The sequence below is a fragment of the Streptomyces sp. TM32 genome, assembly GCF_004122755.1.
GTDB lineage: Bacteria > Actinomycetota > Actinomycetes > Streptomycetales > Streptomycetaceae > Streptomyces > Streptomyces sioyaensis.
In genome coordinates, this window is the sequence record NZ_SDIG01000058.1 from 1 (window position 1) to 13,884 (window position 13,884).

Here is a 13,884-nt window from a genome sequence, read left to right on the forward strand (position 1 = left end):
GCTCGCTGGAGGGCACCTTCCTCGGCGGCTGTCTCTTCTCCGGGCGGACGGTGGGGAGGGGGTGATCGACATCACGGGTCAGTGGGCTCCATGACGCGCCGCTCCGGCCGTTCGCCGTACCGAGCCGTCCTCGGCGGGTGGGGCCGGATCTGCGCGCGCCTCTACAGAGGGTGATGACGTGGTCCGCACCAGTCATCACGGACAGCAAAGCGGTACGCAGAGCTCCGCGTCAAGACGGGAAGGGGAATGGCTGGATCCGCCAACCCCGCTTGCGTATCACGGTATTGGGCGCGCGGGCCACCCGGACCGGGTGCCGGGCGCCCCTCCCCCGGACCTGCCCGGGACCGCTCGGCACACCGCCCCGCCCGCTCAGGACACCTCCCGGGCCGCCGCCCGCCCCGCCGTCCGCCAGGAGAAGAGACAGCCGCCGAGGAAGGTGCCCTCCAGCGAGCGGTACCCGTGCACCCCGCCCCCTCCAAAACCGGCCGCCTCACCCGCCGCGTACACCCCCGGCAGCGGCGTGCCGTCGTCGGTCAGCACCCGCGACGAGAGGTCGGTCTCCAGCCCGCCGAGCGTCTTACGGGTGAGGATGTGCAGCCGTACCGCGATCAGCGGGCCGGCCTTGGGGTCGAGCAGCCGGTGCGGCGCGGCGGTGCGGATCAGCCGGTCGCCGAGGTATTTGCGGGTGCCGCGCACCGCGGTCACCTGGAGGTCCTTGGTGAAGGGGTGGGCGAGCTCGCGGTCCCGCGCCACGATCTCGCCGCGCACCGCCTCCTCCGTGAGCAGCGGCTCCACGGTCAGTTCGTTCATCCGCCGGACCAGATCGGTCAGCGACCGCTCGACGACGAAGTCCGCACCGCGGTCCATGAACGCCCGCACCGGGCCGGGCGCGCCGGACCGGGCCCGGCCCAGCACCTCGCGGATGCTCTTTCCGGTCAGATCGGGGTTCTGCTCGGAGCCGGAGAGGGTGAACTCCTTCTCGATGATCTTCTGGGTGAGCACGAACCAGGTGTGGTCGTGGCCGGTCGACATGATGTGCTCAAGGGTGCCGAGGGTGTCGAAGCCGGGGAACAGCGGCACCGGCAGCCGCCGGCCGCGGGCGTCCAGCCACAGCGGGGACGGGCCGGACAGGATCCGGATGCCGTGCAGCGGCCAGATGGAGTTCCAGTTCTCGATGCCCTCGGTGTAGTGCCACATCCGGTCACGGTTGATGAGCCGGCCGCCGGCCGCCTCGGCGATGCCCAGCATCCTGCCGTCCACATGCGCCGGCACCCCGGAGAGCATCCGCCGCGGGGGCTTGCCGAGCCGCTCGGGCCAGTTGGCGCGCACCAGCCCGTGGTTGCCGCCGATGCCGCCCGAGGTGACGATCACGGCCTGGGCCCTGAGCTCGAAGGCGCCGACCACCTCACGACTGCTGGGCCGGCCGCGCACGACGTCCGAGGGCTCCAGGACCTCACCGCTGACCGTGTCCACGCCCCCGGCACTGCGCGAGAGTCCGGTCACCCGGTGGCGGAAGCGCAACTCGACCAGGCCGCGGGCGGCCCCGGCCCGCACCCGCCGCAGGAACGGGGCGAGCAGCCCCGGCCCGGTCCCCCAGGTGATGTGGAAGCGGGGAACGGAGTTGCCGTGCCCCGTCGCGCCGTAGCCGCCACGCTCGGCCCAGCCGACGACGGGAAAGAGCCGTACGCCCTGCCGGTGCAGCCAGGAGCGCTTCTCACCGGCGGCGAAGTCGACATAGGCCTCGGCCCATTTGCGCGGCCAGTGGTCCTCGGGCCGGTCGAACCCGGCGGTGCCCAGCCAGTCCTGCCAGGCCAGTTCCTGGGTGTCGCGGATCCGCAGCCGGCGCTGTTCGGGGGAATTCACCAGGAAGAGGCCGCCGAAGGACCAGTGGGCCTGCCCGCCCAGGGACTGCTCGGGCTCCTGGTCGAGCAGGATCACCTTGCGTCCGGCGTCCACCAGTTCCGCGGTGGCCGCCAGGCCCGCGAGCCCCGCTCCGATCACGATCACATCAGCGTCGTACGCCATCTGCTTCTCCTCAACGGGGCACGCCCGTCGCCCCGGCCGCCGTGGTGGAACGATCCTCAGCGCACCCGACTGCCGCGTCAACCACAGGGTTACTGCGCGGTATGGCAGGGCGCGCGGGAGAATGGTGGGTGACGAGGGCCACCCCACGCCCGACGCCGGATGACTATCCTCAGGCGGAATCCCCCACCCCGCGCGATACGAGGTGCGACGTGACGGTGATACTGCTCGCCCTTGGAGCGGCGTGCTGTCTGGGACTCGGCTTCGTGTTTCAGCAGGCCGCGGCGCAGCACGCCCCGATGAAGGACTTCCTCTCGGTCCGTCTGCTGCTCGATCTGGTGCGGATGCCGCTGTGGGTGGCCGGTATCGGGCTGATGGTGGCGGGGATGGCGCTCGGCGCGGTCGCGCTGGGGATGGGCGACATCACTCTCGTGGAGCCGCTGCTGGCGACCAATCTGCTGTTCGCCATGGCGCTGTCCCGGCGGCTGACCCGGCAGCGGCTCGGCCGCAGCGGCTGGGCGGGGCTGTGGCTGCTGGCCGGCGGGGTGACGGCCTTCATCGTGGCCGGCCGTCCGCAGGGCGGGCGCACCAGCGCCGACCAGACCTGGCAATGGCTGATCATGGGAATAGTGCTGGGCACCGCCCTGGTGCTGGCGGCGGTCGCCAAGCGGGAACGGGTGCATGTGAGCCTGGAGGCCGCCCTGCTGGGCGTCGCCGCCGGGCTCCTCTACGGGCTCCAGGACGCGCTGACCCGGATCAGCGGGGAGCACTTCGGGCGCGGCGGTTGGGGCGCCCTGCTGACCAGCTGGCAGCCGTACGCCATCGTCGTGCTCGGGGTGCTGGCGCTGGTGCTGGTGCAGAGCGCCTTCGAGTCGGCGCCGCTGCGGCTCTCGCTGCCCGCGCTGACCGCCGCCCAGCCGCTCGCCGGGATCGCCTGCGGGGTGGGATTTCTCGGCGACCGGCTCCAGGTGACGGCCGGGGCGCTGGCCTGGGAGGTGGCCGGGATCGTGGCCGTCGTCGCGGGCATCGTGCTGATCGGCAGCCATCCGGCGATGCCGCCGGGGGCCGGCCGGCGGGAGGACGTCCGGGAGCTGGAGCCGCGCTGAGGCCGGGGGGCGGCTGGAGCCGCGCCCGAGGCCGGGGGTTCGGCTGCAAGCCGCGTCGAGGCCGGGGGTTCGGCTGCAAGCCGCGCCGAGGCCGGCGGCCTGGGGGCTCTTCTTCCTTCCGGAGCGCACTGCCCCGCCCCCCTCGCCCGGGACGTCCCGTGCACGCCGTGACCCGTCCGGCCCCGCGCGCGCTGCGCCGTCCGGGCCCTCCTCGTGCCGTGCCCCGGGGCCCGGGCCCGGCGCGGCGGGACCGGCGCCCCGCGGGGTGCGGTCCCCGCTCCTGGTGATTGCATGGCCTCATGACCGATCAGCAACCGCTCAACGCGGACGAGATCCTCGATGTCGTGGACGAGAACGATCAGGTCGTGGGGCAGGCCCCACGCGGCGCGGCCTACGCCCGCAGAATGCGCACCCGCTGCTCCTTCATCCTGGTCCGGGACGCCGAGGACCGGATCTTCGTGCACCGCCGCACACCGCAGAAGCTGGTGTTCCCCGCGCATTACGACATGTTCGTGGGCGGGGTGGTCGGCGCCGGCGAGAGCTATGACGAGGCGGCCCTGCGCGAGGCGGAGGAGGAACTCGGCGTCCAGGGCCTGGCCCGGCCCGAGCCGCTGTTCAAGTTCCTCTACGAGACGGCCGAGCACACCTGGTGGTCGGCGGTCTACCAGGTGCGTTGCACGTTGCCGGTCGCCCCGCAGGAGTCGGAGATCGACTGGTACGCCTTCCTGACCGAGGAGGAGCTCGGCCGGCAGCTCGACGTCCGGCCGTGGACGCCGGACGGCCTGGCCGCCTACCGGGAGCTGCTCGCCCGGCGGGAGGCGGGGGACCTCTGATGCGGCCGGGGAACGGGACGGGGCGGCCGCTAGGGTTTCGGCCATGATCCTCACTGACGGGCTGCGGTCGGCCGGCGCGGCCGTACGGCTGTGGTTCGCGCCCGGGCGGATCCGCGCGGAGGGCACCACCCCCGACTACCGCTTCTCGCTCGCCAACGAGCGCACCTTCCTCGCCTGGCTGCGCACCGGGCTGGCGCTGATCGGCGGCGGGTTCGCGGTGGACCAGTTCCTGCCCCGGCTGCACCCGGGGATGCGGGTGACGTTCACCGTGGTGCTGCTGGCCGGCGGGGCGCTGTGTGCGCTGCGTGCGGTCAATCACTGGGTGCGCTGCGAGCGGGCGATGCGGCGCGGCGAGGACCTGCCGGTCACCCGCTTCCCCACGGCGCTGGCGCTGGCCGTCGGCGTGCTGGCGGTGGCGGTGGTCGTGCTGGTGCTGCTCGGCCGGACCGGCTGACCGGTGGCGGGCGGAACGCGGCCGGACGCGGGGGCGCCGCGGCCGGCTCCCGACCGGGACCCCGGGCTGCAGCCGGAGCGGACCAGGCTTGCGTGGCGGCGTACGACGCTGTCGGCGACCGCGATGGCCGTGCTGGCCGGCCGCCAACTACTGGGCAGCCGGGCGCCGGGGGCGGTGGAGGTGGTCTTGGTGGTGCTGATGGGGCTGTTCTGGCTCGCCTTCGTGGCGCTTGCGCACCGCCGGATGCAGGCGATGACCACCGGCCGCCCGCCGGCCCTGCCGCCGCGGACCGCCCTGCTGCTGGTCGGCTGCACCCTCGCGCCGGCGCTGTGCGGCGGGGTGATCCTGGTGCGGCCGGGGTGAGGACGACCGGGCCCTGATCCACCGGACAGACCCTGGCGGCGGTAGCGTGACGCGACCCCCGCGGCACCGGGATGTGCCCGGCCCCCGGCCCGGGCCGCGGGGCTGGCGGGGCATCGGACGGTCATCGGACGACGGGAGACACCCCATGTGCGACGAGACGGCACCACCCACACCGGCGCGGCACGCCGCGGACCCGGCCCCGGTACGGAGCACCGGACCGGACACCGCCGGGCGGGACGCCGCTGAGCCGGACACCGCCGGGCCGGGCCCGGCGGCACCGCCCGCCGCCGGGTCCGCCGTTCCCGAGCCGTATCTCACCGAACTGGCCGCCGGGGTCCATGCGTTCATCCAGCCGGACGGCGGCTGGTGCCTGAACAACGCGGGCTTCGTCACCGACGGGGACGACACCCTGGTCGTGGACACCGCCGCCACCGAGCGCCGGGCCCGTCTGTTGCGCCGGCGGATCGACGGGAGCGGCGCGCCGGCACCCCGCACGCTGGTCAACACCCATCACCACGGCGACCACACCTACGGCAACGCCGTCTTCGCACCGGAGGCGACGGTCGTCGGGCACGCCTCCTGCCGCCGTGAGCTGCTGGCCGCCGGGCATCAACTCCATGCGGTGTGGCCGCAGGTGGCGTACGGCGACATCCGGCTGACGGCCCCGGAGGTCACCTACACCGACGAACTGACCGTGCACACCGGCGGTATCGAGGTACGGCTGATCCATCCCGGCGTGGCCCACACCACGGGCGACACCCTCGTCTGGCTGCCCCGGCAGCGCATCGTCTTCGCCGGTGACCTGGTCTTCCACGGCGGTACCCCGTTCGTCCTGATGGGTTCGCTGACCGGCTCGCTGCGCGCGCTGGAGCTGCTGCGCTCCCTGGACGCGGTCACCGTCGTCCCCGGGCACGGGCCGGTGACCGGCCCCGAGGTGTACGACGGCATCGAGCGCTATCTGCGGTTCGTCGGCCGGCTGGCGCAGGAGGGCCGGGCGGCCGGCCGTACGCCGCTGGAGGTGGCCCGCGAGGCGGATCTCGGGCCGTTCGCCGAGCTGGCCGAGAGCGAACGGCTGGTGGCCAACCTGCACCGGGCGTACGCGGAGCTGGCGGGCGCGGCGCCGGGATCACCGCTCGATCCGATCGCCGCGTTCGGCGAGATGACGGCGCTGAACGGCGGGGTGCCGATGGCCTGTCACGCCTGAGCTCCGCCCACCCGCCGCGGGCGCCCCGGGAGGCCGGGGCCGTGCGCGACGGCGGAAAATCCGCTGCGTGACGGACGCCCCACGCCGGGCCACTGGACGCCATACCGACTAGTCGGCATGATCGTGCCCAGCGACCGATGGACCGTCCACTCCGCATGGAGGAGCACGATGAGCAACGGCACCCCTCCCCCGCAGGCCCCGGGCCGGGAGCAGCCTCCCGGCCTCGACCTGGAACGATTGCGCGCGCATCTGGACCGGGAGCGGCCGGGGCTGACCGGCGGGCCGCTGCGGGCGCGGCTGATCGAGGGCGGGCGGTCCAACCTCACCTACCGGATCACCGACGGCACCGGCTCCTGGGTCGTACGCCGGCCGCCGCTGGGCCATGTCCTGGCGACCGCGCACGACATGCGGCGCGAGCACCGGGTCATCAGCGCGCTGCACGACACCCCGGTGCCGGTGCCCGAGGCACTGCTGCTGTGCGAGGACGAGTCGGTGATCGGGGCGCCCTTCTACGTGATGGAGCTGGTGGAGGGGGTGCCGTACCGCACGGCCGCCCAGCTCGCCCCGCTCGGGCCCGAGCGCACCCGCGCCGTGGTCCTCTCCCTGGTCGACACGCTCGTGGAGCTGCACGCCGTGGACCCGGAGGCGGTCGGGCTCGGCGACTTCGGTCGCCCGGAGGGCTTCCTGGAGCGCCAACTGAGGCGCTGGGGAAAGCAGTTGAGCGCCTCCAAGAACCGCGAGCTGCCGGGGATCGACGAGCTGCACGAGGCGCTGGGCCGGGCGCTGCCCGCCTCCCCCGCGCCCACCGTCGTACACGGCGACTACCGCCTCGACAACGTCCTGGTCGGGACCGATGACACCCTCAAGGCCGTGCTGGACTGGGAGATGTCCACGCTCGGCGACCCGCTGACCGACCTCGGCCTGCTGGTGATGTACAGCTCGGACCTGGGCCTGCCGGAGTCCCCGGTCAGCACGACCAGCGGCGCGCCGGGCCACCCGACCCCGGCGGAGCTGATCGAGCGCTACGCCGCGCGCTCGGGGCGGGACACCTCGGCCCTCGCCTGGTACACGGCGTTCGCCTGGTTCAAGCTCGCCGTGATCCTCGAAGGCATCCACTACCGCTTCACGCTCGGCCAGACCGTCGGCGCGGGGTTCGACCGGATCGGCGAACTCGTCCCCGTCTTCATCGACCACGGACTCACCACCCTCAAGGAAGGCTGAGGCACCCATGGACTTCGCATTCGACGCCCGCACCGAGGAGCTGCGCGAGCGGCTCCTGACGTTCATGGACGAGCACGTCCACCCGGCCGAGCAGACCGCCCATGAGCAGCGGGCCGCGCTCGCCTCGCCGTGGGACACCCCGGCGATCGTCGAGGAGCTGAAGGCCGAGGCCCGTAAGCAGGGGCTGTGGAATCTGTTCCTTCCCGACGCCGAGCACGGTGCCGGGCTGACCAATCTCCAGTACGCACCGCTGGCCGAAATCACCGGCCGCAGCCCACAGTTGGCGCCCACCGCGCTGAACTGTGCGGCGCCGGACACCGGCAACATGGAGGTGCTGGCGCAGTTCGGCAACGAGGCGCAGCGCAAGCAGTGGCTCCAGCCGCTGCTGGCCGGCGAGATCCGGTCGGCGTTCGCGATGACCGAGCCGGAGGTGGCCTCGTCGGACGCCACCAACATCGAGACGCAGATCGTCAGGGAGGATGGGGGTACCTCCCGCTCGAACGGAGTTGAGAGTGGGGGAGAGTACGTCATCAACGGCCGCAAGTGGTACATCTCCGGGGCGATGAACCCGCTGTGCCAGATCTTCATCGTGATGGGCAAGACCGACCCGGACGGCGCGGACATCCGCCGTCAGCAGTCGATGATCCTGGTGCCGCGCGAGACCCCCGGCCTGGAGGTGAAGCGCGCCATGCAGGTCTACGGCTACGAGGACCACTACCACGGCGGCCATGCCGAGGTGGTCTTCCACGACGTACGGGTGCCGGCCGGCAACCTGATCGGCGAGGAGGGCGGCGGCTTCGCCATCGCCCAGGCCCGGCTCGGCCCCGGCCGGATCCACCACTGCATGCGGCTGATCGGGATGGCCGAGCGCGCCATCGAGCTGATGTGCCGCCGGGCGGTGGGCCGGACGGCCTTCGGCCGGCCGCTGGCCCGGCAGGGCGTGGTCCAGGAGTGGATCGCGGACGCCCGGGTGGCCGTGGAGCAGCTGCGGCTGCTGGTGCTGAAGACGGCCTGGCTGATGGACACCGTCGGCAACAAGGGCGCACACACCGAGATCCAGGCCATCAAGATCGCCACCCCGCGCACCGTCGTGGACATTCTCGACAAGGCGGTGCAGCTGCACGGCGCCGCCGGGGTCAGCCAGGACTTCCCGCTGGCGGAGCTGTGGGCCGGGGCCCGCACGCTCCAATTGGCGGACGGTCCGGACGAGGTGCACCAGCGGTCGCTGGCCCGCCGCGAGCTGAAGAAGTACCTCTGAGGCCGCCGCACGGCCGCAGCGCCCGCAGCAGCAGTTCCGCGAGGTGGTCGGCCACCTGCTGCGGGCTGAGCGGGCCGTCCTCGCGGTACCACGTGCCGAGGTGGTGCACGGAGCCGAAGTGGTAGTCCACGACGAGGTCGGCGGGGATGTCGGCGGCGAACACGCCGGTGCGCTGGCCCTCCTCGACCAGGGCGCGGAACCGTTCGTGGTAGCGCCGCCGTTCGGCGCGTACCTGCTTGTCCTTCTCCGGGGCGAGGTGGTGCATCGAGCGGAAGAAGATCTTGGTGTCGTCGAGGTTCTCGATGGTGGTGACGACGACATCGGCGGCGGCGTCCCGCAGTCGCTGCTCGACCGGTGCGTCGGCACCGGCGAAGTGGTCCAGCCGCTCCTGCTGGAGCCGCAGCACCCGGCCGTAGACCTCGTGCAGCAGATCGTCCTTGGAGCCGAAGTAGTGGTAAAGGGCGCCCTTGGTGACGCCCGCCGCATCGACGATCTCCTGGACGGAGGTGCGGTCGTAGCCCTGCTCCGCGAAGAGCCGGGTGGCGGTGGCCAGCAGCCGCTGGGCCACCGGCTTCGCCCCGCCGTTGCCGTTGCCGTCCTTCGTGCCGGCCATCGCCCTCACCTGTCCTTCGTGCTCTCATCATGCGCGGTGGCGCAGCTCCCGTCGGAGGATCTTGCCACTCGTGGTCTTCGGAAGCTCGGCCAGGATCTCCACCTCACGGGGATATTTGTACGCCGCCAGCCGCTCCTTGCAGTACGCGGCCAGCTCGGCGGGTTCCGGGGCGGACCCGGGCCGCAGGCTGACGTACGCCTTCACCGACTCGCCGCGGTAGGCGTCGGGCACCCCGACGACCGCGGCCTCGCGCACCGCGGGATGGCTGTAGAGGACGTCCTCGACCTCCCGCGGCCACACCTTGAAGCCGGCCGCGTTGATCATGTCCTTCTTGCGGTCGACGACATAGAGCCAGCCCTCGGCGTCCATGAAGCCGATGTCGCCGGTGCGCAGCTCACCGTCCGGCATGCCCTGGGCGGTGGCGTCCGGGCGGCGCCAGTAGCCGGGGACGACCTGGGGGCCGCGGACCGCGATCTCGCCCTGTTCACCGAACGGCAGGTCCCGGCCCTGCTCGTCGATGATCCGTACGACGGTGTCGGGACCGGGGACGCCGACGGCGAGCGTGCCGGAGACCTTGTCGACCGGCGCTCGGCTGCCGGGCGGGACGCTGGCGCAGGGGGCGGTGCACTCGGTCAGGCCGTACCCGTTGTGGAGGTAGGGGCCGAAGTCGGTACGGAACGTCTCGACGAGGGCGGGCGGCAGCGGCGCGCCGCCGGAGGACATGGTCGCGAAGGAAGCGAAGTGCTCGCGGGTGACCCCGGGGTGGGCCATCAGCGCCATATAGGCGGTGGAGGGGCCGACCGTGTAGGCGGGCCGGTGCTCCAGGAACGCGTCCAGGACGACGCCGGCCTCGAAGCGGTAGGCGAGCGCGAGGGTGCCGGAGTTGACGAGGCAGGCCGCCAGTTCGCAGACCAGGCCGGTGATGTGGAAGAGCGGGGCGAGCGCGAAGTAGGTGGCGCCGTCGGGCAGGCCCAGACCGGTGCGCTGCCGCTCGGCGTTGTACGTGATGTTGCCGTGGGTGTTGGTCGCCCCCTTGGGGGTGCCGCTGGTGCCGGAGGTGTAGCTGATCAGCGCGAGGTCGTCGGCGGTGAGCTCCGGGTCGGCGGGTACCGCACGTATCGGGCCGCCGGTGCGGGCGACGGTCAGCAGATCGTCGGCGCCCTCCTGCGGCCCGAGCCGCGCGCCGCGCAGCACCCGCCGGTCGTCACGGGTCTGCAGATCCCGCTCCCACGCGGTGAGCGCGATCCGTACGGACGGGGCCCCGTCGGCGATCAGCCGCAGAAAGCCGTCCCAGGTGCGGTCGGCGCAGATGACGGCGGTGACCTCGGCGTCGTCCAGGATGTGCCGCATCTCGGCGGACTTGTACATGGGGTTGACCGGGACCACCACCCCGCCGGCCTTCCACACCCCGAGCACGGCGAGCACGAAGTGCGGGGTGTTCTGCAGCATGACCGCGGCCCGGTCGCCGCGCCGGAAGCCGCGCCCGGCGAGATGGGCGGCGATGCCGTCGGAAAGGGCATCGGTCTCGGCGTACGACAGCCGGCCGTCGAAGTAGGCGAGCGCCGTGCGGTCGGGGACCCGACCGACCGCGGCCCGGAAGGCGTGCAGCGTCGAGGGGGGCGGCTGGACGGGGGCGCGCTGGGCGTCGGTGAGCTGTGCCAGCCACGGCTTGTCCTGGTAGGAGGTCATCGGGTGCGGCCCTTTCTTCCTGATCGCCTGATCATCCCTGCGGGGGAACACCTGGGGTGTGGCGGGGTGGCACACCGGGCCGGCCGGCGCGCCCCCGTCCCTACGGGCGGTATCCGCGCTCGGGCCTCCCTCAGGAGCGGCCCTCGGCCTGCTCCAGCTTCTGCTGGAGGTGGTTCATCCCGGCCAGCCAGCGGTCGGGCTCGGCGGCCCGGGTCGCGTAGTAGCCGCCGACCTCCGGGTGCGGCAGGACCAGGAAGCGGCCCTCCTCCATGGCCGCGAACAGTGCCTCGGCGACGTCCTCGGGCTCCACGGCGGTGGGCGTGAGGACCAGGTCGCCGGCGGCGCCGGTGGCGGCCAGCATGTCGGTGCGGACGCCCTGGGGGCAGATGGCGTGCACCTCGATGCCGCGGTGGCGGTAGGTCAGCGAGAGCCATTCGGCGAAGGCGTAGGCGCCGTGCTTGGTGACGCTGTAGGGGGCCGCGGCGACCATGGTCAGCAGGCCCGCGGCGGACACCGTGGAGACGAAGCGCCCGCTGCCGCGCTCCAGCCACTCGGGCAGCAGCGCACGGGCGGCCCGGACGTGGGCCATGACGTTGACGTCCCAGGCCAGCGTCCAGTCCTCCTCGGACGCCTCGGGCCCGCCGCCGGTGCCGACCCCGGCGTTGGCGCAGAAGATGTCGATGCCGCCGCCGAGCGCCGCCCGGGCGGCCGGGACGATGCCGGAGGCGTCCCCGGCGACCGCGAGCGCCCCGATCTCCGCGGCGGTCCGCTTCGCCTTGGCCTCGTCCAGATCGTTGACCACGACCCGGGCGCCCTCGGCGGCGAACCGGCGGGCCAGGGCGGCGCCGATCCCCCCGCCCGCCCCGGTCACGACAACGGCCTTGTCCCGTACGGCTTCCACTGCGGTGTCTCCCTCGGTCGCGCCGATTCGGCTGCAGGCAGACTAACCAGTCGGTATGTCTCGACGGAAGAGGCCCGTTCCCGTCACGGCAGCCTTCGTTCCGCAGCGGGGCGGGCGACGACGTCACGGCCGGGTCCGTTCCGCGACGGGCCGGTGCGCGTTAGCGTGCACACGACACGTAACCGGTGGATGACCGGCTGTTGATCACGGAGGTGCGCGGATGGCTCTGTCGAGACGTGTTCTGCTCGGGCGGCTGGCGGCGGCCGGAGCGACCGGGGCTGCCCTGACCGCGGCCGCGGGCCCGGCCGCCGCACGGCCCGCGCACGGCGGCCGGCGGCGGGTGCACACCGGCTTCGACCGGCTCGCCGCCGACGGCTACCGCCTCCTGGACGGCCACACCGTCGGCGTCGTCACCAACCCCACCGGCGTCACCCAGGACCTCAGGCACCTCGTCGATGTGATGCACGCCGACGACCGGGTGCGGCTGCGCGCCGTCTTCGGCCCCGAGCACGGCTTCCGGGGCACGGCCCAGGCCGGCGGCTCCCAGGGCCGCTACGACGACCCGGCCACCGGGCTGCCGGTCTACGACACGTACAACAAGAGCGGCAGGGAACTCGCCGGCATCTTCACCGCCTCCGGTGTGGACACCGTCGTCTTCGACATCCAGGACGTCGGCGCGCGCTTCTACACCTACATCTGGACGCTCTACGACTGCATGGTGGCGGCGGTCCTCGCCGGCAAGCGCTTCGTGGTGCTCGACCGGCCGAACCCGGTCACCGGCCGCGCGGCCACCGGCCCGGTGCTCGACAAGGCGTACGCCTCGTTCATCGGCCGGGAGCCGATCGCCCAGGCGCACGGTGTGACGGTGGCGGAGCTGGCGCTGCTGTTCAACGGCGAGTTCGTCCCGCAGGCCGCCGGGCGCCCGGTGGAGCTGGAGACCGTCCGGATGACCGGCTGGCGGCGCACCGACTTCTTCGGGGCGACCGGCCTGCCCTGGGTGCCGCCGAGCCCCAACATGCCCACCCCCGACACCGCGCTCGTCTACGCCGGGACCTGCCTCTTCGAGGGCACCAACCTCTCCGAGGGACGCGGCACCACCCGCCCCTTCGAGCTGCTGGGCGCGGACGGGATCGACCGGCGGTGGGCCGCGGCCGCCACGGAACTGGAGCTGCCCGGCGTCCACTTCAGGGAGGCGTACTTCACCCCCACGTTCTCCAAGTTCCAGGGCACCACGATCGGCGGCGTCCAGCTGCACGTCCACGACCCGGAGGCGTTCGACCCGGTACGCACCGGCATCGGCCTCCTGGTGACCGCGAAGCGCGTCTGGAAGGGCTTCGCCTGGCGGCCGGACCACGGCATCGACCGGCTGACCGGCTCCGCGACCGTACGGACGATGATCGACGCGGGCGCCGGGCCGGACGAGATCGTCGCCGCCTGGCAGGAGGGGCTCACCCGCTTCCGTGCGGTGCGGCGGCGGTATCTGCGCTATCCGTGAGGGCGTGGGGCCGGTTCCGCTGAGGCCCCGGGCTCCCCGGACGGGATCGCCGCCCGGCAGGAAGGGCTGCGGCGCTTCCGGACGGTGCGGGAGCGCTCTCTGCGCTACCGCTGAGAGCGCGCCGGGGAGGGCCGGCGCCCGCCGCCGCTCCGGTGGACGGTGCCGTCGGGGTCCAGACCGCGGAAGGCAAGCAGCACCACCAGGAATCCTCCGCAGCAGATCGACACATCGGCGAGGTTGAGGACGGCGAAGTGGGCGGGGGCGATGAAGTCGACCACCCCGCCCTGGAATCCGCCGGGCGCGCGGAAGAGCCGGTCGGTGAGGTTGCCCAGCGCCCCGCCCAGCAGCAGGCCGAGCGCGAGGGCCCAGCGCACGCTGTAGAGCTTGCGGGCCAGGCGCACGATGACGACGATCACGACCGCGGCGATGAAGCTGAAGATTATGGTCATCGCCTCGCCGTAGCCGAAGGCGGCGCCGCGGTTGCGGATGACCCGGAGCTGCAACAGGGTCCCGATGACCTGGACCGCGTCGTGGTGTTCCAGCTTCGCGACCACGAGCAGTTTGCTGCCCAGGTCGAGGAGGTAGGCCAGGGCGGCGACCGCGAAGAGCACCGGAATGAGCCGTTTGCCGCCCACCGCTCCGCGCGCCCCGGCGGTGTCCGCGGGTGCACCGGTGGTCTGCTGTGTTTCCGTCACGGGAGTCCCCCCAACGTTGTCCCGCCCCAG

The 13,884-nt window shown here is 73.0% G+C and carries 12 protein-coding genes and 1 pseudogene; 8 read left to right on the forward strand and 5 right to left on the reverse strand.

Going from position 1 to position 13,884, the window contains the following annotated elements; translation table 11 throughout:
- Nucleotides 1-369: 369 nt before the first annotated feature.
- Complete coding sequence (locus EST92_RS15370) at nucleotides 370-2,025, reverse strand: FAD-binding dehydrogenase (RefSeq protein WP_129281501.1); 1,656 nt, start codon at nucleotides 2,023-2,025, stop codon at nucleotides 370-372.
- Nucleotides 2,026-2,234: 209 nt separating this feature from the next.
- Between EST92_RS15370 and EST92_RS15375 the strand changes: the two genes are divergently transcribed.
- The 7 genes from EST92_RS15375 (at nucleotide 2,235) to EST92_RS15405 (ending at nucleotide 8,461) form a co-directional block, all read left to right on the forward strand.
- Nucleotides 2,235-3,128 carry a DMT family transporter gene (locus EST92_RS15375; protein ID WP_129281502.1) on the forward strand — a complete coding sequence of 298 codons (894 nt, stop codon included), beginning with the start codon at nucleotides 2,235-2,237 and terminating at the stop codon, nucleotides 3,126-3,128.
- Nucleotides 3,129-3,427: 299 nt separating this feature from the next.
- Nucleotides 3,428-3,961, forward strand: coding sequence for an NUDIX domain-containing protein (locus EST92_RS15380; protein WP_129281503.1), 534 nt, complete (start codon nucleotides 3,428-3,430; stop codon nucleotides 3,959-3,961).
- Between the two features lie 43 nt (nucleotides 3,962-4,004).
- Nucleotides 4,005-4,415, forward strand: coding sequence for a DUF202 domain-containing protein (locus EST92_RS15385; RefSeq protein WP_129281504.1), 411 nt, complete (start codon nucleotides 4,005-4,007; stop codon nucleotides 4,413-4,415).
- 3 nt (nucleotides 4,416-4,418) lie between these two features.
- A complete protein-coding gene (locus EST92_RS15390; protein ID WP_129281505.1) occupies nucleotides 4,419-4,778 on the forward strand; it encodes a DUF202 domain-containing protein in 360 nt (119 codons plus the stop codon).
- Between the two features lie 145 nt (nucleotides 4,779-4,923).
- Nucleotides 4,924-5,982, forward strand: a complete 1,059-nt coding sequence (locus EST92_RS15395) for an MBL fold metallo-hydrolase (RefSeq protein ID WP_129281506.1) — start codon at nucleotides 4,924-4,926, stop codon at nucleotides 5,980-5,982.
- Nucleotides 5,983-6,150: 168 nt separating this feature from the next.
- A complete protein-coding gene (locus tag EST92_RS15400) occupies nucleotides 6,151-7,203 on the forward strand; it encodes a phosphotransferase family protein (RefSeq protein WP_129281507.1) in 1,053 nt (350 codons plus the stop codon).
- Between the two features lie 7 nt (nucleotides 7,204-7,210).
- A complete protein-coding gene (locus tag EST92_RS15405) occupies nucleotides 7,211-8,461 on the forward strand; it encodes an acyl-CoA dehydrogenase family protein (protein ID WP_129281508.1) in 1,251 nt (416 codons plus the stop codon).
- Between the two features lie 10 nt (nucleotides 8,462-8,471).
- On the opposite strand, the pseudogene EST92_RS15410 reads toward EST92_RS15405, so the two are convergent.
- The 3 genes and pseudogenes from EST92_RS15410 to EST92_RS15420 form a co-directional block, all read right to left on the reverse strand.
- A pseudogene (locus EST92_RS15410) lies at nucleotides 8,472-9,074 on the reverse strand (TetR/AcrR family transcriptional regulator); the annotation flags it as partial.
- Nucleotides 9,075-9,101: 27 nt separating this feature from the next.
- Nucleotides 9,102-10,763, reverse strand: a complete 1,662-nt coding sequence (locus EST92_RS15415; protein ID WP_129281509.1) for an AMP-binding protein — start codon at nucleotides 10,761-10,763, stop codon at nucleotides 9,102-9,104.
- 130 nt (nucleotides 10,764-10,893) lie between these two features.
- Nucleotides 10,894-11,664, reverse strand: a complete 771-nt coding sequence (locus EST92_RS15420; RefSeq protein WP_129281510.1) for an SDR family oxidoreductase — start codon at nucleotides 11,662-11,664, stop codon at nucleotides 10,894-10,896.
- A gap of 220 nt (nucleotides 11,665-11,884) precedes the next feature.
- Here EST92_RS15420 and EST92_RS15425 point away from each other — a divergent pair, with 220 nt between their 5' ends.
- On the forward strand, nucleotides 11,885-13,159 hold the full coding sequence (locus tag EST92_RS15425) for a DUF1343 domain-containing protein (RefSeq protein WP_129281511.1): 1,275 nt from the start codon (nucleotides 11,885-11,887) through the stop codon (nucleotides 13,157-13,159).
- Between the two features lie 104 nt (nucleotides 13,160-13,263).
- On the opposite strand, the gene lspA is transcribed toward EST92_RS15425, so the two are convergent.
- Complete coding sequence (gene lspA / locus EST92_RS15430) at nucleotides 13,264-13,794, reverse strand: signal peptidase II (protein ID WP_254068828.1); 531 nt, start codon at nucleotides 13,792-13,794, stop codon at nucleotides 13,264-13,266.
- Nucleotides 13,795-13,884: the final 90 nt, after the last annotated feature.

Coding starts and splice junctions, on each gene's coding strand:
- EST92_RS15385 (WP_129281504.1), top strand. CDS start 4,005: ATGATCCTCACTGACGGGCTGCGGTCGGCCGGCGCGGCCGTACGGCTG.
- EST92_RS15415 (WP_129281509.1), bottom strand. CDS start 10,763: ATGACCTCCTACCAGGACAAGCCGTGGCTGGCACAGCTCACCGACGCC.
- EST92_RS15395 (WP_129281506.1), top strand. CDS start 4,924: ATGTGCGACGAGACGGCACCACCCACACCGGCGCGGCACGCCGCGGAC.
- EST92_RS15405 (WP_129281508.1), top strand. CDS start 7,211: ATGGACTTCGCATTCGACGCCCGCACCGAGGAGCTGCGCGAGCGGCTC.
- EST92_RS15370 (WP_129281501.1), bottom strand. CDS start 2,025: ATGGCGTACGACGCTGATGTGATCGTGATCGGAGCGGGGCTCGCGGGC.
- EST92_RS15425 (WP_129281511.1), top strand. CDS start 11,885: ATGGCTCTGTCGAGACGTGTTCTGCTCGGGCGGCTGGCGGCGGCCGGA.
- EST92_RS15380 (WP_129281503.1), top strand. CDS start 3,428: ATGACCGATCAGCAACCGCTCAACGCGGACGAGATCCTCGATGTCGTG.
- EST92_RS15400 (WP_129281507.1), top strand. CDS start 6,151: ATGAGCAACGGCACCCCTCCCCCGCAGGCCCCGGGCCGGGAGCAGCCT.